This window comes from Actinophytocola glycyrrhizae (assembly GCF_042653545.1).
Taxonomy (GTDB): Bacteria; Actinomycetota; Actinomycetes; order Mycobacteriales; family Pseudonocardiaceae; genus Actinophytocola; species Actinophytocola glycyrrhizae.
Map to the genome: position 1 here is coordinate 26,007 of NZ_JBHSIS010000006.1, position 18,411 is coordinate 44,417.

The 18,411-nt window shown below is 70.8% G+C and carries 20 protein-coding genes and 1 tRNA gene; 3 read left to right on the forward strand and 18 right to left on the reverse strand.

Going from position 1 to position 18,411, the window contains the following annotated elements; all coding sequences use genetic code 11:
- Positions 1-12 precede the first annotated feature (12 nt).
- Complete coding sequence (locus ACFPCV_RS10885; RefSeq protein ID WP_378055969.1) at positions 13-861, forward strand: coiled-coil domain-containing protein; 849 nt, start codon at positions 13-15, stop codon at positions 859-861.
- Between the two features lie 96 nt (positions 862-957).
- Here ACFPCV_RS10885 and ACFPCV_RS10890 read toward each other — a convergent pair whose 3' ends face one another.
- The 15 genes from ACFPCV_RS10890 to ACFPCV_RS10960 form a co-directional block, all read right to left on the reverse strand.
- Positions 958-1,770, reverse strand: coding sequence for an alpha/beta fold hydrolase (locus tag ACFPCV_RS10890; RefSeq protein ID WP_378055970.1), 813 nt, complete (start codon positions 1,768-1,770; stop codon positions 958-960).
- A 40-nt stretch (positions 1,771-1,810) separates the two neighbouring features.
- The gene (locus tag ACFPCV_RS10895) at positions 1,811-2,461 is read right to left on the reverse strand and encodes a DUF899 domain-containing protein (protein WP_378055971.1); all 651 of its coding nucleotides are present in this window, start codon (positions 2,459-2,461) and stop codon (positions 1,811-1,813) included.
- Positions 2,462-2,546: 85 nt separating this feature from the next.
- Positions 2,547-3,044 carry a pyridoxamine 5'-phosphate oxidase family protein gene (locus ACFPCV_RS10900; protein ID WP_378055972.1) on the reverse strand — a complete coding sequence of 166 codons (498 nt, stop codon included), beginning with the start codon at positions 3,042-3,044 and terminating at the stop codon, positions 2,547-2,549.
- Complete coding sequence (locus ACFPCV_RS10905; protein ID WP_378055973.1) at positions 3,041-3,475, reverse strand: SRPBCC domain-containing protein; 435 nt, start codon at positions 3,473-3,475, stop codon at positions 3,041-3,043. Before ACFPCV_RS10905 ends, ACFPCV_RS10900 begins: the two co-directional genes overlap by 4 nt.
- 76 nt (positions 3,476-3,551) lie before the next feature.
- Entirely contained in the window at positions 3,552-3,881 is a 330-nt protein-coding gene (locus ACFPCV_RS10910) for an ArsR/SmtB family transcription factor (RefSeq protein ID WP_378055974.1), read from the reverse strand.
- A 243-nt stretch (positions 3,882-4,124) separates the two neighbouring features.
- Positions 4,125-4,198, reverse strand: a tRNA-Leu gene (locus tag ACFPCV_RS10915).
- A 144-nt stretch (positions 4,199-4,342) separates the two neighbouring features.
- The gene (locus tag ACFPCV_RS10920) at positions 4,343-5,668 is read right to left on the reverse strand and encodes an NAD(P)/FAD-dependent oxidoreductase (RefSeq protein WP_378055975.1); all 1,326 of its coding nucleotides are present in this window, start codon (positions 5,666-5,668) and stop codon (positions 4,343-4,345) included.
- Positions 5,669-5,746: 78 nt separating this feature from the next.
- A complete protein-coding gene (locus ACFPCV_RS10925; protein WP_378055976.1) occupies positions 5,747-6,259 on the reverse strand; it encodes a hypothetical protein in 513 nt (170 codons plus the stop codon).
- Entirely contained in the window at positions 6,256-7,644 is a 1,389-nt protein-coding gene (locus ACFPCV_RS10930; protein ID WP_378055977.1) for a DUF58 domain-containing protein, read from the reverse strand. The genes ACFPCV_RS10925 and ACFPCV_RS10930 overlap by 4 nt, the downstream gene beginning before the upstream one ends.
- Entirely contained in the window at positions 7,641-8,615 is a 975-nt protein-coding gene (locus ACFPCV_RS10935) for an AAA family ATPase (RefSeq protein ID WP_378055978.1), read from the reverse strand. The genes ACFPCV_RS10930 and ACFPCV_RS10935 overlap by 4 nt, the downstream gene beginning before the upstream one ends.
- The gene (locus ACFPCV_RS10940) at positions 8,612-9,061 is read right to left on the reverse strand and encodes a hypothetical protein (RefSeq protein WP_378055979.1); all 450 of its coding nucleotides are present in this window, start codon (positions 9,059-9,061) and stop codon (positions 8,612-8,614) included. Before ACFPCV_RS10940 ends, ACFPCV_RS10935 begins: the two co-directional genes overlap by 4 nt.
- Entirely contained in the window at positions 9,058-9,705 is a 648-nt protein-coding gene (locus tag ACFPCV_RS10945; RefSeq protein WP_378055980.1) for a DUF4129 domain-containing protein, read from the reverse strand. The genes ACFPCV_RS10940 and ACFPCV_RS10945 overlap by 4 nt, the downstream gene beginning before the upstream one ends.
- Before the next feature lie 57 nt (positions 9,706-9,762).
- Positions 9,763-10,230, reverse strand: coding sequence for an HAD domain-containing protein (locus ACFPCV_RS10950; RefSeq protein ID WP_378055981.1), 468 nt, complete (start codon positions 10,228-10,230; stop codon positions 9,763-9,765).
- Complete coding sequence (locus ACFPCV_RS10955; protein ID WP_378055982.1) at positions 10,227-10,430, reverse strand: hypothetical protein; 204 nt, start codon at positions 10,428-10,430, stop codon at positions 10,227-10,229. Before ACFPCV_RS10955 ends, ACFPCV_RS10950 begins: the two co-directional genes overlap by 4 nt.
- Before the next feature lie 127 nt (positions 10,431-10,557).
- Positions 10,558-11,226, reverse strand: a complete 669-nt coding sequence (locus ACFPCV_RS10960) for a uracil-DNA glycosylase (RefSeq protein WP_378055983.1) — start codon at positions 11,224-11,226, stop codon at positions 10,558-10,560.
- Positions 11,227-11,279: 53 nt separating this feature from the next.
- On the opposite strand from ACFPCV_RS10960, the gene ACFPCV_RS10965 reads away from it, so the two are divergent.
- Positions 11,280-12,743 carry a S10 family peptidase gene (locus ACFPCV_RS10965; protein ID WP_378055984.1) on the forward strand — a complete coding sequence of 488 codons (1,464 nt, stop codon included), beginning with the start codon at positions 11,280-11,282 and terminating at the stop codon, positions 12,741-12,743.
- A gap of 151 nt (positions 12,744-12,894) precedes the next feature.
- Positions 12,895-14,574 carry a carboxypeptidase-like regulatory domain-containing protein gene (locus ACFPCV_RS10970; RefSeq protein ID WP_378055985.1) on the forward strand — a complete coding sequence of 560 codons (1,680 nt, stop codon included), beginning with the start codon at positions 12,895-12,897 and terminating at the stop codon, positions 14,572-14,574.
- Positions 14,575-14,633: 59 nt separating this feature from the next.
- Here the strand turns inward: ACFPCV_RS10970 and ACFPCV_RS10975 are convergent, their stop codons facing one another.
- Genes ACFPCV_RS10975 through ACFPCV_RS10985 form a run of 3 tightly spaced genes read right to left on the reverse strand, consistent with a single transcriptional unit; the run spans position 14,634 to position 18,409 of the window.
- Entirely contained in the window at positions 14,634-16,343 is a 1,710-nt protein-coding gene (locus ACFPCV_RS10975; RefSeq protein ID WP_378055986.1) for a S8 family peptidase, read from the reverse strand.
- Positions 16,344-16,371: 28 nt separating this feature from the next.
- Positions 16,372-17,400 (reverse strand): ABC transporter ATP-binding protein, encoded by a 1,029-nt coding sequence (locus ACFPCV_RS10980; RefSeq protein ID WP_378055987.1) that lies wholly within the window; start codon positions 17,398-17,400, stop codon positions 16,372-16,374.
- Positions 17,393-18,409 carry an ABC transporter ATP-binding protein gene (locus ACFPCV_RS10985; RefSeq protein ID WP_378055988.1) on the reverse strand — a complete coding sequence of 339 codons (1,017 nt, stop codon included), beginning with the start codon at positions 18,407-18,409 and terminating at the stop codon, positions 17,393-17,395. The genes ACFPCV_RS10980 and ACFPCV_RS10985 overlap by 8 nt, the downstream gene beginning before the upstream one ends.
- Positions 18,410-18,411 lie beyond the last annotated feature (2 nt).

Consider the following 18,411-nt stretch of genomic DNA (forward strand, 5'->3'; position numbering starts at 1 on the left):
TACGGTTCTAGCATGGCAGCCGTCGATGACCGCGACCCGGCAGGTTTCACCGTGGTGCGCCACGGTTTCGACCGTGGGCAGGTCAGACAGCGCATGGACGAGCTGGCCGCGGCACTGGAACGTGCCGCGGTGGAACGCGACGAGGCGGCGGCACAGGCGGCGGAACTGCGCGGTGAGCTGGAGATCGCGCGCCGCGAGGTCGCCGCGCTGACCGAACGCCTTGAGGCACAGGGAGACGAGCAGAGCGCGGCCAGGATGCTGTCGGTGGCGAAGTCACAGGCAGCGGAGGTGACCGCCCGCGCGAAGGTGGCGGCCGAACAGACCTGGGCGGCGGCGGAGCAGGCGTCGGCGGAACTCCGCGACCACTACCGGTCCCTGCTGCGTTCCCTCGACGAGCAGCACGCGGAGCTGAACCGGACCCACAAGTCGATGATGGCGTCGGCGAAGACCCGCGTGGAACAGATGACCACCGAAGCGGAACGCCGTCAGGAAGCCATCGACAAGGCCGCGGAACGCGACCGCATCAGGATCGACCGCGAGTTCTCGGAGTCGATGACCGCCAAACGCGACGCCCTCCAGCGCGAACTCGCCCAGGCGAAGTCCGACAGCGAACGCGAGGTCACGGCCCGCCTGACAGCAGCGGACGAGGAATCCCGCCGCCGGGTGGACGCGGTGATGGCGCAGGTGCGGCAACTGGCGGCGGTGCGCGAACAACTGAGCGGCCGTCTGCGCGAGACGAGGGAACTGCTCGACATGAGCACGTCCCTGATGGAACCGGTGGAAGGCGAGTCGGAAGCGGAGCAGCCCACTTCCGGCGAGAAGCGGCCCGTCCCCCCGCAACGCCAACCAGCAAAACGCTGACCCTCCCGCCCGCCCCCCGCGAAGCCGGATGCCCTGAAAGGCGCGTTCAGGGCGTTGAGCGCCCTGAACGCGCCTTTCAGGGCACGAACCAGGAGATCAAGCGGCGCGTGCGGTGACCGACGCGCAGGTCGCCAGGATCAGCGATGCCACCTGCTCGGGCTCGTCGATCATCGGCACGTGGCCTGCCCGGTGCAGCCACACGTGCCGTGCCCGCGGCAACAGTTCCGCCGCCCGCCGTGCCTGGCGCGGCCACAGGATCCGGTCCCGCGTCCCCCAGGCGACCGTCACCGGCACCGACGGCGGCGGTGAGGCGAACACGTAGTCCCGCCCCGCCTCCGCCACCAGGTCGAACGCGCCTCCACCGACCATCGACGCCAGGTCGGCCAGCATGATCTCGGCGGTCATCCTGGACGGGTGCCCGTACAGCGCGCAGCCCGCCGCCATCCGGAACAGCCGGTTGCGGATCAGGGGCGTGAGCAGCCACGACGGTGACCGTCCCGACAGCCTGATCATCGAAAGCACCCGCAGCGCCCACGCCCGGTCCCTCGGCGTCCAGAAGCCGGCGGGAGCCAGTGCCGTCGCCGACGACACGAGGCCCCGGGACGCCAGTTCGAGGCTGATGACCGCCCCCAGCGAGTTCCCCGCCACGTGCGGGCGGGACAGGCCCAGGTCCTCGAAGATGTCGGCGCACGCCTGCACGGCGCTGGGCATGTCGTAGCCACGGCCGTCGGGCAGCAGCGGCGACCTGCCGAAACCGGGCAGGTCGACGGCGATGACGTCGTGTCTCGCCGACAGCGCGTCCAGCACCGGTGCCCACGCCTGCCAGCGGTGCCCGATGCCGTGGAGCAGCACCAGCGGGCTGCCGTTGCCCCTGCGCTCGAACGCGACCTCGATGGGTTGCCGGGCCATCGCCACCTCCACGCTAAGTGTTACTGCGATTAACAGTAACTTAGTACTCGTCGTGGAGTCGCCACCAGCTTCCCGGCGCATCCGTGCCCTGACTCGACTCCTCCCACGCCTCCTGCCTGCCGAACGGGGTCAGATCGAGGTAGCGCAGGGCGCCGACCAGCAGGTCACCGCCGCGACCGGTCGTGTAGTACGTCCGGTAGACCGACTCGCCGTCGCGCAGGAACACGCTCACGCCGAACCCCTGGCCCGCGCCGCAGTCGGCCGTGAACGTCGAACCCTGTGTCGAGTACCAGGGCACCGTCCAGCCCATCCGCTCCCGGAACGGCTCGCTCTCCGCCAGCGGCGCGGGCGCGGTCACCACGAGCGTGGTGTCGCGGGCGTTCAGCGCCGCCGGGTGCGGCATGTTGTCCACCAGGAACGCGCAGCCAGAACAGCGGTGCGGGTCGCCGGGGAACATCATGTAGTGGTAGGTGATCAGCTGGCGGCAGCCGTCGAACAGGTCGAGCAGGGTCGCCTCCCCTGCCGTCGACCGGAACACGTACGAGGTGTCCCAGCGGACCATCGGCAGGCGGCGGCGCCGCGCGTTGACCTTGTCCAGCGCGCGGAGTGCGATCTTCTCCTCGACCAGCAGCCGTTCCCTGGCCGCCGCCCACTCCTGCGGCGACACGATCTCGGGCAGTGCGGTGCTCATGACTCCCTCTCGCGGGTTGCGGGGCGCCGCTCACGGTCGCCCTGTGTCCGATGCGCTGTTCGGTGATTCGCTGCGCGGGCTCCGCTCACGACCGGAGCCACTCGGGCATGGCGGCCGGGAACCGCGTCCGGAAGTCGATGACCGCGACCCAGTCCGGGCGGACGGTGATGCGCTCCATGAGCATGTCCCTGGCCCGCAGTTCGGCGAAGTAGGCGTCCGCCGCTTCCGCGGGCATGCCGGCGCGCATGTACGTCTCGTACTCCGGCACCACGCCACGCACCTCGGTGACGCGCGCGTCGCCGCGCAGCGACAGCACCTCGGGCGACTGTTCGTCGGTGTCGAGCGTGAGCGCCACCCTGGGCTTGGCGCGCAGCGCGCGGCCGCGGGCGGACGGCGCGAAGCCGCCCATCACGATCTCCTCGCCGTTCCAGTGGAACAGCACGGGCACGACCCTGGGGGTGCCGTCCAGCGCCACGTACGCGAGCCGCAGCGGGCCGAGCGCGGTCAGTCGCCGCTGCGCGACGTCGGTGTCGAGCAGTCGCGGGTCGCCCTGCGCCACGGTGTCGGTCATGTCGTCGGTCATGTCGGCTCCCTGAGGTGTGCGGCGAGGTCGGCGAAGCATTCCTGCCAGCCGCCGACGTGCCCGTCGCGTTCGGCGACCGTGCGGAAGATCGCCTGGTGGAAGGTCATCTCGGTCTTGCCGTCACGGTCGGAGAAGGTGACGGTGACGAGCGTGTCGTGCTCGCGGGTGCCCTTCGGCTCCTCCCACGAGAAGCTGAACACCAGCCGCTCCGGCGGCACGATCTCGTGGTAGACGCCGCTGGCCCAGTACTCGACCGCGCCGTCGGTGACGCAGGTGCGCCACCGGCCGCCCTCGGTGAGCTTGAGCGTGCAGGACGACGCGGTGAAGTCCTTGGGGCCCCACCACTTCGCGAGGTGGTCGGGGTTCGTCCATGCCGCGAAGACGAGCTCGCGGGGTGCGTCGAGCATCCGGGTGATGGTCAGGTCGGTCATCGCCGTTCCGCCACCTCCGACTTCGAGGTGCGGTTGCGAAGCACTCGGCCTGATCGGCGGTTTGCCACAGAGGGTGTCATCGGTCCTTCTTGTTCTGCAGTTCGCGGAGGTGGTCGTCCAGGCGGTCGAAGCTGTCCTCCCAGAACCGGCGGTACTCGGCCAGCCAGTCGGTGGCCTCCTTGAGCGGCGCGGCGTCCAGACGGCACGGCCGCCACTGCGCGGTGCGGGTCCTGGTGATCAGGCCCGCCTGTTCGAGCACCTTCAGGTGCTTCGAGACCGCGGGGAGGCTCATCGCGAACGGCTCGGCCAGTTCGGTGACCGTCGCCTCGCCGTCCGCGAGCCGCGCCAGTATGGCCCGCCGGGTGGGGTCCGCCAGCGCGGCGAACGTCGTGCTCAGGTGATCCATCGTGTTCAACCGTCCGGTTAATTAACCTACAGGTTGAATGTACCGATGCTGTCAACCCCCCCGCCGGAATAGCGCTTTCCTGATCGCGGAACGCAGTCGGCCGTGTGTCCACCGTGTCCGGACGCACTCTCACCTGCAAAGATGCAAACGTTCCCACAAAATGCGCGCGGAATGAGAACACAGTCCGTGTCAGCACAATTGCTGCGAGTCGCCGGGAACGGGCGAGAAAGGAGAGAAAAGCTGTGCCCCCGACCGGATTCGAACCGGCACTCCACCCCTTTTAAGGGGGCTGCCTCTGCCAGTTGGGCTACGGGGGCAGCCGCAGCCTAGGACGTGATCAGGTGGCCACGGAGGGGTTTTCGCAAAATCCTTCCGCTGGCCCAATCCGGGATACGCCAGTTGGCTCTACCCGCCCTGGGGCGGGTAAGGCTACCTGGCGGTGTCTGCCGAAAACGCGCGTGTCAGCTGCGCGACACGCGATCGAACTCGGCTCGCGGATTGTTGATCTGGCCCATCGAGATGACCTCGCGGCGTAACAGTCCACTCAGTAACCAGTCGGCTACTACGCGGAATTTCCGGTTGAACGTGGGGACCCGGGCGACGTGATAGCCGCGGTGCATGCCCCACGCGATGAAGCCCTTGGCCTTGATGTTGTAGACGTCCGCGACGCCCTTGTGCAGGCCGAGACTCGCCACCGAGCCCGCATTCTTGTGGAAGTAATCCTTCGGCTCGCGGCCCCGCAGTACGGCCACGATGTTCCTGGCCATCCGGTTCGCCTGGCGGACCGCGTGCTGCGCGTTCGGGGCGCACAGCGCGTTCGGGTCCTCCTCGGTCCGCGACAGGTCCGGCACGGCCGCGTTGTCACCGGCGGTCCACACGTCCGGCAGGCCCTCGACCTGCAGCGTGGATGTCGCCTTGAGACGGCCGCGCTCGTCGAGCGGCAGATCCGAAGTGGCCAGCACCGGGTTGGCCTTCACACCGGCGGTCCAGACGATCGTGTCGCTGTCGAACTCGGTGCCGTCCGAGAGCTGCACGCGCCCGTTCTCGAACGACTTCGCCAGCGTCGAAAGGTAGACCTCGATGCCGCGCTTCTCCAGCTGCAGCACCGTGTACACACCGAGGCTCTCGCGGACCTCTGGCAGGATCCGGCCCGCGGCCTCGACCAGCACCCACCGCAGGTCCGTCGGCTCGATGTTCTCGTAGTACCTGGTGGCGTACCTGGCCATGTCCTCGATCTCGGCCAGCGCCTCGATGCCCGCGAACCCGCCGCCGACGAACGTGAACGTCAGCAGCTTGCGGCGCAGCTCCTGGTCCTTTGTGCTCGCCGCGGCGTCCAGCTTGGACATCACGTGGTTGCGCAGGAAGATGGCCTCACCGATGGTCTTGAACGCGATGCCCTGCTCCGCGAGGCCGGGGATCGGCATCAGGCGCGCCACCGAGCCGAGCGCGACGACGAGGACGTCGAACTCGACGTGCTCCTTGTGGCCGTCGGGTGCCTCGATCTCCACGCACTTGTCGGCGTGCGAGATGTTCGTGACCCGCGCGGTCAGCACGTGACAGCGCCGCAGCGTCTTGCGCAGCGGCACGACCACGTGGCGCGGCTCGATCGCGCCCGCCGCCGCCTCGGGCAGGAACGGCTGGTAGGTCATGTGCGGCTGCGGGTCGATGACGGTCACGGACGCCTCGTTGCCCTTGAGCTTCCGCTGGAGTCCCAGGGCCGTGTACAGGCCGACGTAGCCGCCGCCCAATATCACGATCCGCTTCGGTTGCGAAAGTCCTCGAGCCATATCTCCATGGTGTCACCCTGACCTGCGCAACGCCCACCGCCCCGCCTGTGACAGTGCACTCTGTGGTGCCCCACACACCTACTTCACACGCTGGAGCCACACGGCCAGCAGCACGACCGCGGTCAGCCCCACGAGCGCGAGCACCTCGACCACCGGCTGGGTCCGGGCCGCGGGCAGCAGCGCGGCCAGCACCACGACCGCCGCCGTCACCGCCTGGATCAGCAGGAAGCGCAGCACGGTCGCGCGCAGCGCGGACAGGTGGACGCGCCCGGCCGCGGGCACCACCCCCGCGAGCCCGCACGCCACGTGGAACAGGTGCACGAGCGGGATCATGACCAGCACCTCGGGCCGGAACGGGTCGTCACCGCCGAGCGTCAGCAGCACCGCGGCCACCACGACCACCACGGCGGGCGCGGGCGACGCCGGCGCGTACGCCGACACCAGCACGGCGGGCAGCAGCAGCACCACCGTCCCGGTCGTGGTGCCCTCCTGCAGCGGCACGAACAGGATCGCGATGCCGGCCGCCAGGACCACCACCCGGAGCAGGACGGCGGGCACTCCCCCGCCGACGACCAGCGCTTCCTTCCTCATCGCCGCCGCCCCCTGATCAGCCGCAGGATCGCCGCCAGCCTGCCGTCCGCGTGGTCGTGGTCCCACGGGACCACGACCACACCGTGCTCCTCGGCCGCCCGCAGGCGCATCCGGTGCTCGGCCCGCACGATCGACAGCACGGGCGCGCCCCACGGCGTGGTCCGGTCCGGCGCCAGCTCGGCGGGCAGCAGGTCGACCGCCAGCACCAGCCTGCCCCGGCGGGTGAGCTGGACGGTCAGGTCGACCAGCTGGTCGTCGAGGAACGGCGACAGCACGACGACCGTCGCACCGGAGGGCACCCGGGTCTGGTTCAGCACCGGGTCGCCGCTGCCCTCGACGCGGCGCGCGGCGTGCACGAGCTGGTGGCGGATCCGCTGCAGCTGCCGGTGGCCGGACCCGACGGGCACACCGCCCCGCGGGTGACCGAGGTCGACGAGGCCGACGCGGTCACCGTGCCGCAGGTAGGCCGCCGCGATCGAGCTCGACGCACGCACCCCGAGGTCGAGGCTGCCGCCCCGCCGCACGTCCATGCCGACCGGCCGGGCGTTCCACTCACCGACCGCGCGCCCCACATCGAGGCGGGTGTCCAGCGCCAGCACCAGGTCGGCGTCGGCTTCCGCGTGCCGTTCGCGGACGTGCAGCGTGCCGGGCATGAGCGTGCCGCCCGCCGCGGCGGCCGCGCGCAGCGACACCCGCCAGTCGACGCGGCGCAGCCGGTCGCCGGGCTGGAAGGTGCGGATGTCCCGCAGCTCCATGCCATCGCCAGGGCGGGCGGAGCGGTGCATGCCGACCAGACCGGCGGCGCGCGGTGGCAGCGGCCCCGGCACGAGCGGCTCGATGGGCGGCAGCACCGTGTGCTGCACGGCGATGCCGACGACCGGCCCGAACACGTGCAGCCCGTCGTGGCTCGCGAACAGGTGGTCCGGGCGCAGGTAGATGCCGTGGCCCCACGCGTTCCACACGACGCTGGTCCGCACCTCGCCGTCGGTGGCGGGCAGCAGGTGCACCGGGCCGACGCCGGCCGTCGTCGGCAACGGCATGCGCAGCGCGGTGAACACGGCGCCCTCCCCCGGCCGCACGGTCACGCCGACCACGGCGTGCTGACCGGCGACGACGGTGTCCGGCAGCGGCGCGGACACGACCTCTGGCGTACCGGACGGGGCCTTCGTGAGCAGCAGACCGATCACCAGCGGCAACCCGATCACGGCCAGTTCCACACGGTGCATCACCAGACCGACCAGCATCAGCCCCGCGCCGCAGACCAGCGCGCGGACCAGCGCGTCGGTGCGCCGCCAGCCCTGGAAGCGGACCGCGCGGCGGGCCATGAACCAGGCGACGACCTTGGGTTCGCGGACCCGCCGCGGGGCGCCGGGCCAGGGCGTCATGCCGGAGCCGGCCGCGTGGTCGCCGGACCGGGCACCTGGTTCAGCAGCTCGGTCACGACCTGCGCCGCGGTCACGCCGGTGCTCCACGTCTCCGGCCGCAGCGTCAGCCGGTGCGCGAGCGCGGCCACCGCGCACTCCTTCACGTCCTCCGGCAGCACGTACGCGCGGCCGTCCAGCACCGCGAGGGCCCTGCCGACCAGCAGCAACGCCTGCGAGCCACGGGGCGAGGCGCCGACCTCGACCGCGCGGTGCGTCCTGGTGGCGCCCGCGAGGTCGACGCAGTAGCGCAGCACGTCGTCGTCGACGGTGACCCGTTCGAGCGCGGCCTGCAGGCCGGCGAGCCGGGCCGCGTCGACGACCGGCGCCAGCACGGTCTCCTCACGCTGCCTGGCGAGACGGCGGCGCAGCACCTCCGCCTCCTCCGCCGCTGGCGGGTAGCCGATGTCCAGGCGCAGCAGGAAGCGGTCGAGCTGCGCCTCCGGCAGCGGGTAGGTGCCCTCGTACTCGACCGGGTTGGCGGTGGCGAGGACGTGGAACGGGTGCGGCAGCACGAACGTGCGGCCCTCGACGGTGACCTGCTTCTCCTGCATGGCCTCCAGCAGCGCGGCCTGGGTCTTGGGCGGCGTGCGGTTGATCTCGTCGGCGAGTAGCAGGCCCGCGAACACCGGACCCTCCCGGAAGCTGAAGTCGCGCTCGGCCGGGTCGTAGACGAACGAGCCGGTGATGTCCGCCGGTTGCAGGTCCGGGGTGCACTGGATGCGCTTGAACGCCAGGCCGAGCGCCTGCGCGAGGCTGCGGGCCATCAACGTCTTGCCGAGGCCGGGCACGTCCTCGAACAGCACGTGCCCGCCGGCCAGCACGGCGGCCAGCGCCAGCCGCAGCGGCCGGTCCCTGCCGACGACCACCTCGCCGACGGCGGAGAGGACCGCGTCGGCCTCGGTGCGGATGTCGGTGGTGGTCAACGTCGTCACAGTTCCTCCAGACGCCGCATCAGCGCGGCGAACGTCTTCGGCGGTGGCAGTTGGGCGTCCCGTGCGGTGAGCAGCCGGTGCAGGTCGGTACCCAGCCGTTCCCTGGCGACCGGCGTGTCCAGGTCCTGGCCGAGCACGGACTGCGCGATCCGGCGCAGGCGCGGCTGCACGCGGGAGGTGAAGCGGTACTGGTCGATGGTGGACCGCTCGAGGCGCTCGGTCAGGAACGTGGCGTGCAGCGTCACGCTCGCGGCCGGCGGGTCGGGCTCCGCGGTCCAGTCGGCGTCGAAGGTGCCGGCGAGCAGGCACCCGGCGAGCGTGAGCACGGCGGCGGGCAACGCGACCAGCAGCGCCCAGTGCAGGGGCACGGACATGGCGGACATGCCGGCCCCGACGACCGCGGCCGCGACGACCACCGCGAACATCGCGGCCCGTTTGAGGCTCACCGGACGGTGCCCAGGATCTTGTCGAGCGCGGCGCGGGCCCTGGTCACGGCACCGGCGTCGACGCCACCGGCGCCGAACCTGGCTCGCTGGTAGAGCGTGCGCAGCTCCCGCAGTGCCGCCTCGTCGGCGTGCTGCTTCTCCAGCAACGCGACCGTGAACTCCGTGGCCGTCTCGTGCTGTTCCCGTTTGTGCTCGGCGGCGTGCTCCAGGGTCACCCACGCCGCGATGACGGCGTCGCCAGGGCTGCCGCCGGTCCTGGTGAGGACGTCCCGCGCCTCCTGGACGGCCTCCCTGAGCCGGAGACGCGGCACCGTGTCGACGGTCCCTTCCGCGGGCTCGACCACGTGCGCGACGATGCCCAGCCGTCCCCGTTTGCGCAGGTAGCTGAGCACCGAGAGCACCGTGGCCAGCACGACCATGACGACCAGCAGGACGAGCACGATCTTCCCCACCAGCACGGGGTCGGCCGGTGCGGTCATCTGCCCCAGCGATGGCAGGCCACCGCCGGTGGGCACCGACGGCAGCCCCGGGTCGATCGACAGGTCGTTGATCGCGCTGGGCACCGGCGAGGCCCCACGCGCCGCGACCACCACGAGCAACAGCGCCGCGGCGGCGAAAAGCAGGGCCGGCCGGTTACCCCCCATGACAGACAGCATGCCGGACCCGGCACAGCCAGCGCGAGCGATTGCCCGGATCGATACCTAGCCCGCGACGGCGTCGAGGTGTTCCTGGGTCAGCCCGACGGCCGGGTCGACGGGCACGAGCAATGTGGGTTGATCACGGCGGCGGAGGAACCGCTCCCGTGCGCCGGGCCGCAGGTCGAAGTCGTCATCGAACCAGACGAGCGGCCGCCCGTAGGCGAACCGCCCCACGGCGGCGAACTTCCATTCCGGCCCGGTGTCGGCGTGCGGGCCCGCGAAGGTAACGGCCCGCAGCGGCGGCAACCCGATCGCCTTGCCCGCCAGCACATTCGCGTCGCCCGCCCAACTGCTCGCCCAGACCAGCTCGACATCCACGCGCTCGGCGAGCGCCAGCAACGCGGGCCCGTGCGCGGACGACAGCCACGCCTTCCTGGCCCGCCACCGGTGTTCGGTGTAGCCGGGCGGGCACACCTGCGCCGCCCACGGGTTCAGCACCCCGTCGATGTCGAGGAACACGAGGGTGTTCATGTGCGGTCCGCCTCCGTCCGGCCGGGGTCGCCCGCGCCGACCTCGATCGTGATGCCCCAAAGCCGCGCCGTGAAGGGACGCCCGGAGCGGGCGAGGTGCCCTCGGGTGAACTCCCGGACCACGATCACGATCCAGGTGAGAAACAGCCCCAACCCGGCCACCGCGACCCACGGACCGAGAACCATTGCGAACGCACTCACCTGAGACCACATCGTCGACCTCCGTCCGGACACCTCGCCTGCGAAGGTGCCCTGAACGGGCCAACGCCTCCCGTCGCCGTCGAGCGGCGCCGCGAGGCGGTCACCCATCACAACGTGGCGGCCCAGCTCAGGGTTCCCGTGCTGCGAGGCGCTTCGCGTCGGTCAGGACGGCTTCCACCATCGCCGGGGTGAGCCGGCCGGTGAACGTGTTCTGCTGGCTCACGTGGTAGCAGCCCAGCAACGTGAGCGGGGCGGGCCCCGCCAGCGGCACGGTCACACCGTGGCCGAACCTGGGGCGGGGCACCGGGATCCGCCAGCCCGCCGCCGACAGGACCGGCAGCAGCGCCTGCCAGCCGAACGCGCCGAGCACCACGATCACCCGCAGCGTCGGCGCGAGCAGTGCCAGTTCCTCCGCGAGCCACGGACGGCAGTTGTCCCGTTCCTCCGGGGTCGGTTTGTTCGCCGGTGGCGCGCACTTCACCGGCGAGGTGATCCGCACGCCGTACAGTTCGAGCCCGTCGCCGATGTGGGTCGCCGTCGGCTGGGACGCGAGACCGACCGCGTGCAGGGCGGCGTAGAGCACGTCACCGGAGCGGTCGCCGGTGAACATGCGGCCGGTGCGGTTCGCGCCGTGGGCGGCCGGTGCCAGGCCGACGATCGCGATCCGCGCGTCCGGCGGGCCGAAGCCGGGGACCGGACGGCCCCAGTAGTCCCAGTCGGCGAAGGACGCGCGTTTGACCCGCGCCACCTCCTCCCGCCACTCGACGAGACGCGGGCAGCGGCGGCAGGTGGTCACCTGTCGATCAATATCCGCAAGATCGGGCACCTCACCAAGCGTAGGGTGCCGCCATGGCTGACACACAGGACGAGGGCCGCACCCCGCCGGAACCGACCGACGACCTCGTCACCACCTCCCACACGCTGACCACCGGCTCGGGGAAGCTCGACTACACGGCCACGACCGGCCGGCTGGTCGTGCGCAAGGAGGTGCTCACCGACGGCGCGTTCGACGGGCACCTGCCCAAGGCCGAGGTGTTCCTCACCGCGTACACCCTCGACGACGCCGACGCGGCGACCCGGCCGGTGACGTTCGCGTTCAACGGCGGGCCCGGCTCGGCCAGCGTCTGGCTCCACCTCGGCCTGTTCGGCCCGCGCCGCGCCGTGTGCGGTGACGCCGGCTCGCTCGAGCCGCCGCCGTACCGTCTCGTCGACAACCCCGAGTCCCTACTCGAGCACAGCGACCTGGTGTTCATCGACCCGGTCGGCACCGGCTACTCACGCGCGACGAAAAGCGAGAAACCCGCCGACTACCACGGTTTCGGAGCCGACATCGAGTCGGTCGGCGAGGTCATCCGCCTGTGGACGACCCGCAACGGCCGGTGGCTGTCGCCGAAGTTCGTCGCCGGTGAGTCCTACGGCACCACCCGCGCGGGCGGGCTCGCGCAGCACCTGCAGCAGCGGCACGGCATGTACCTCAACGGGCTCATCCTCATCTCCGCCGTGCTGGACTTCGCCTCGCTGGACTTCACCACCGGCAACGACCTGCCGTACGTGACGTTCCTGCCGACCTACGCCGCGCTCGCGCACTACCACGGCCTGCACGGCGACCGCCCGCTCGCCGACGTGCTCGCCGACGCCGAGGAGTTCGCCGGCCGCGACTACCCGTGGGCCCTCGCGCAGGGCAGCAGACTGTCCGAACAGGACCGTGCGGCCACGGTGGCCAGGTTCGCCGCGCTCACCGGGCTCGCCGAGGACTACGTGGACCGCGTCGACATGCGCGTCGAGCACGTCCGGTTCTACACCGAACTGCTGCGCAACCGCAGGCAGGTCGTGGGCAGGCTCGACGGCCGGTTCACCGGCTGGGACCCCGACTACGGCCGCGAGCACTGGGAGGACGACCCGTCGTTCACCGCGCTGAGGGGCGCGTACACGGCCGCGCTGAACCACTACGTGCGCGCGGAACTGGAGTACCCGAACGACCTCCCGTACGAGACCCTGAGCGAGGCGGCCGCGGAAGGCTGGTCCTACAAGGAGTTCGAGAACTCCCATGTCACGGTGACCGACAAGCTCGGCGCCGCGATGCGCGCCAACCCGCACCTGAAGGTCCACGTCGCGTCCGGCTACCACGACGGTGCCACACCGTACTTCGCGACCGAACACGTGCTCGCCCACCTGCAACTGCCCGCCGGCCTCCGGTCGAACATCGAGGTGGCGTACTACGAGGCGGGCCACATGATGTACGTCCACGAACCGTCGCGGCTCAAGCAGTCGAACGACATCGCCGCGTTCATCCGGGCGGCCGCCAACCGCTGACCTTCCTGGGATAAACTTCGCGAATTCGTCACACACGGCGGTCGCGGTCCCCGCTCCGTTTCGTGCGGCGCGGGGACCGTCGACAGGCCCGGGTACCAGACCGCCCTTACCTCACTGGGGTGGTTCTGCGTTGCGTACTTTGTCCAGACAGGTGTCCACGTTGGGTGTGGTCGTCGCGGCGGCCGTACTGGTGATGAGCCCCGTGGCCGTCGCCGATCCCACCGAGTCGACGTCTCCTTCGGCACCGCCGACGACCGAGACGACCGAGACGACCACCGCGAAGACCACGGAGACCCCGGCCGAGTCGTCCGCCCCCGGGCCGGGAGCGCCGGGCGAGACACCGCGAGAAGACGCCGCCCCGGCGTCCATCGACGACTTCACGGTGTCCGCGACCTTCGACAAAACGTCCTACGCGACCGGCGAGGACATGCGGATCACGGTTTCCATCAAGAACAACGGCACGACCGCGACCACGGTCAGTGCCGACGCCGGCTGGAGCCCGGCCCCGGACCACGTCCGCGTGCGGGACAGTGGTGACCTGCGCAGCGACGTGCCGATCGCAGCCGGCGCGACCGTCACGATGGCGTTCGTCGGCGGCATCGGCAACCCGGACGTCACCACGGGGCGCCTGCGACTGTCCGTCTGGGACGAGACCGGCGCCACGGAGTTCTTCGAGTTCACCATCCCGGTCACGCCGCGGTTCGCGCACGCGTCGGGCACGGCGTTCGACGACCGGGACGGCGACAACCGCCTCGACGCGGGCGAGGAACTGGGCGGTGTCACCCTCACCTGGCAGAACAGCCTGTACGACGCGAGCAGGTTCACGGTGACCACAGGGCCGGACGGCACGTTCTCCTTGCCCCGCTTGCCCACCGCCCCCTACTTCGTCAGCGGCACCGCCCCGGACGGGCTGCTCATCGGCTACCGCAGCGTCACCGTCGACGAGTCCGGTTTGGACGATCTGCTGTTCCGTGCCGTGCGACAGATCACCGACCTCGCCGTGGACCTCGAGTTCACCGAGGACACCTACCGCAGGGACGACACGCCGACAGTCCGCGTGACGCTCACGAACAACGGTGATCTGCCGCTGACCGGGATCCTCGCGTACTGCAACCGGGGCGGCGGCAGCCAGGGCATGCAGGGCGCGGGCCCTGGCTGGGGCGCGCTTGCCGAGGACGGCGTGGACATCGCGCCACACTCGACCCTCGAACTCACGGTCACCGAGCCCATGCCGGAGCACGCGTACCTGTACGGCCACGTGGTGGTCGGCTGCGACTTCGGCTACTCGGGTGTCGACGAGGGCAACCCGTACGACAACGACCGTGCCGCGGTGCCGGGCATGCGCGGTGACATCGTCGGATTCGTCGGGCGGGACGAGACCGGGCTCGCCGGCGTACGGGTCGTGCTCGTGTCCGACGGCCACTGCCCGATCGTGGCGGAGGCGACAACCGGTGAGGACGGCCGCTTCGCGTTGCACCAGGTGCCGGTCGGCCTCTACGACCTGTACCTGTACCCGCCCGCGGGCTGGCGGATCAAGAACAGCAACCCGAGCCACACACAGCTGGTCGGCGCCGGACCCGCCGACCACTACATCCAGGCCGAGCCAGGAGACACACCCACGCCGGAGCTGCCGGAGCAGCCCGCCGACTGCGCTCCCGGCGGTGGCCAGGACACGACGACGACGTCGGTACCGCCCGCACCCCAGGGCAGCGCACCTCCCGGCCTCGCGTCGACCGGCGCGAGCATCGCGGCGCCCGCTGCCGTCGGTGTGCTGGCGTTGTTGACGGGCCTCGGCGCGCTGCTGGTGACCCGCAGGCGCAGGACAACCTGACCGTCCACACGAAACGGGCCGCCGTGCGCTGTGCACGGCGGCCCGTCTCCGTTCGGTGACTAGCGCAGGTACTTGCGGCCCATGGTGACCGCGGCCCAGGCGTCCACGTTGCCGTGGCCGTAGAAGCCGTTGAACTCCGTGCCACCGGCACACGTCGCCGTGTACGAGGCGTCGCGGCCCTCGTCCAGGTAGTCGACCGTGCGCGGGGTCGGGCACGGGCGGGCGAACGCGGTCTGCTCGATCACGCGCTGCACGGCGTCGGGGTTCATGCTCGCCTTGCCGCCGCGGAACTTGCCGTACTCCGACACGATCAGCGCGGCGACACCGGAAGCGTGCGGGGACGCCATCGACGTGCCCTGCAGGAACTGGTAGTAGCCGCACACGCTGCCACGGCACGCCTGCTGCACACCGAACTCGACACCGTCCGGGGTGACCTCACCCGTCGCCGGGTCGATCATGCCCTCCGCGATGCCGACGTTCTTCGGGTACGTCGAGAGGATCATGTTCTCGTTCGTGCGGAACTGCGGAGCGCCGTAGTAGTCACGGAAGTAGCCACCCGGCGCGGACACCGAGATCTGCTCGAGGCCGTAGCTGGAGTAGTCGGCCTTGGCACCGGACGGGCCGTACGCGCCGACACCGATCGTGTGCGGGCCCTCGATCGGCATGATCAGGCACGACTCGTTGTCGATGTCGCGGGGGTGCGCGTTGCCCTCCGGGAAGTTCGGGCTGCCGTCGTCGTCCTGCGGAGCGCCGCTGTCCTCGTGGTTGTTGCCGAGCGACACCACCTGGGTGACGCCCTTGCGGTGCGCGTAGTTCAGTGCGCGGGACATGGCGGTCACGACGGTCCGCTGCTGCGCCTGCTGCTCCGGCGTGTCCGCCGGGTTGGCCTGGCAGTTGTACAGCCACGGGTCGACGTAGAACGACATGTTCACCACGTCGAGTCCGGCGTCACCGGCGTAGGTGAGCGCGTCGACGACCGGCTGCAGGAAGAAGTACCCGGAGTCCTGCCCGCCGCGGATGTTCACGATGGACACTCCCGGCGCGACACCGGAGATCCCGAAACCGTTGGCAGCGGCGGCGATGGTGCCCGCCACGTGGGTGCCGTGCCCGCCGTCGTCCCAGTTCGCCGGGTCGACGCAGCCACGGAACTCGCACGGGCCGTCGACGGTGTTGCCGTTCTCGTCGACCGGGATGTCGTGCGTGAAGTTGCGGGACAGCTTCGCGTCGAAGTTCGGCGCGATGTCGGGGTGCGAGCCGTCGACACCGGTGTCCAGAACGCCGACCTTCACCCGCCGGTCACCCGGCTGCTCGGTGCGCGCGAGATCCGACCGCACCGACGTGAGGCCCCACAACTGCCCGTCGAGCGGGTCCATGCCGACCGGCGCCGGCTTGCGCTTTCCGGTACGGCCCTGGCCGCGGTTCTCCTTCTCGACCGCGTCCTGGTCGGCAACCTTGCGCCGGTCCGGGCTCTGTCCGATCGCGACGGTGCGGCTCGTGTGGAGCACACTGCGCACCGACGCCATCCGGTTGGTGAAACCGTTCTCCGGCGCGGTCACGGTCAGCAGCCCGGCCGCCGCGTTGCTGCGCGTCACCGTGCCGCCCGCCGCCTCGACGGCCTTCTCGACCGTGCGCACGCCGACCCCGTCGGCCGCGAGCACGCTGTACTCGACACTCTTGCCGGACAGCTGCGGCGCCGCCGCCGCGGTCGGCGCAGCGACCACCGCCGCGCCGAGCACCACTGGCAAAGCCAGCACCCACTTACGTTTCACGCACTTCCTCCTCGCCGTTGCACAAACATCAGGGCACGACCGATCTTTCTTCAGCGAAGTGGCACGCGCTGGGATGCCCCCCGCCGCGTGGCACCAGGTCGGGCACCTCTTCCGCGCAGATGTCCTGCGCTTTCCAACACCTCGTGCGAAAACGACACCCGGATGGCGGATCCACCGGGCTCGGCACATCCCCCTCGAGGCGGATGACCTGCCGCTGCCCGCGCACGGTCGGGTCGGCCACCGGCACCGCGGACAGCAACGCCTGCGTGTACGGGTGCATGGGGTGGGAGTAGATCTGCTCCTCGGTGCCGATCTCCACGATCTTGCCGAGGTACATCACCGCGACCCGGTCGGAAAGGTGCCGCACCACGGACAGGTCGTGCGCGATGAACATATAGGACAGTCCGAACTCGGACTGCAGGTCGCCGAGCAGGTTCATCACCTGCGCCTGGATCGACACGTCCAGAGCGGACACCGGCTCGTCGCAGATGATCACGTCCGGCCGCAGGGCCAGCGCGCGGGCGATGCCGATGCGCTGCCGCTGCCCGCCGGAGAACTGGTGCGGGTACCGGTTGATGTGCTCCGGGTTGAGCCCGACCACGTCCAGCAGGTCCCGCACCTTCGCCGCCCGCGAACCCTTCGGCGCCACCTCGGGGTGAATCTCGAAGGGTTCACCGACGATGTCGCCGACGGTCATGCGCGGGTTCAGCGACGTGTACGGGTCCTGCAGCACGATCTGGATGCTGCGCCGCAGTTTGCGCAACTCGGCCCCGCGCATCGCGAAGATGTCCCGGCCGTCGAACCTCGCCGAGCCGCTGGTCGGCGGCTCGAGGCGCATCAGCACCTGCGCGAGCGTCGACTTGCCGCAGCCGGACTCGCCGACCACGCCCAGCGTCTCGCCCTTCTTCAGGTCGAACGAGACACCGTCGACCGCACGCACCTGCCCGACGGTGTGCTTGAACAGCACGCCGACCCGCACCGGGAAGTGCTTGACGAGATCACGGACCTCGAGGATCGGCTCGCCGGTTGGTTCGCTCCGCAAGCTCCGCTCAGACACGCGTCACCAACTCCTCCGCGAAATGGCACTTCGACGTGCGGCCGAGCCCGAGCCGGTGGTCCGGCGGCACGTCGACCACGCACTTGTTCTCCGCGCGCGGGCACCGGGGGTGGAACGGGCAGCCGGGCGGGATGCTCAGCAGGCTCGGCGGCAGGCCCTTGATCGTGTTGAGCGCCGCGCCCTTCTGGTCCAGCCTCGGCAGCGAGTCCATGAGCGCGGCCGTGTACGGATGCCCGGGGTTGCGGTACAGCGACACCGCGTCCGCGTGCTCCACGATCCGGCCCGCGTACATCACCGCGATCCGGTCCGCGACCTCCGCCACCACCCCGAGGTCGTGCGTGATGAGGATCAGCCCCATCCGCCGCTCGACCTGGATCTCCTTCAGCAGGTCCATGATCTGGGCCTGCACGGTGACGTCGAGCGCGGTCGTCGGCTCGTCCGCGATCAGCACCTCCGGGTCCAGCGCCAGCGACATCGCGATCATCGCGCGCTGCCGCATGCCGCCGGAGAACTCGTGCGGGTACTGCCGCACCCGCCGCGCCGCGTTGGGGATGCGCACCAGGTCGAGCAGCTCGATCGCGCGGGCGCGGGCGTCCTTGCGGGACATCCCGAGCCGGACCCGCAACTGCTCCTCGATCTGGAAACCCACGGTGTACACGGGGTTCAGCGCGGACAGCGCGTCCTGGAAGATGATCGCGATGCCCTCGGCGCGGACCTCGTTGCGGCGTTCCTCGCTCGCGGCGAGCAGGTTCTCGCCGTGGAAACGGACCTCGCCACCGGTGACGACCGCGGGCGGGGTGTCGAGGATGCCCATGATCGCCTGCGCCGTCACGCTCTTGCCGGAGCCCGACTCGCCGAGCACCGCGAGCGTCTCGCCCGCGTCGACGTGGTAGCTGACACCGTTGAGCACCTTCGCGACGCCCTCGTGCGTGCGGAACTCGACGAACAGGTCCTCGACCTCGAGCAGCGGGACGTCCGGCGCCGTGCCCGGCTCATACTGATCCGACACGG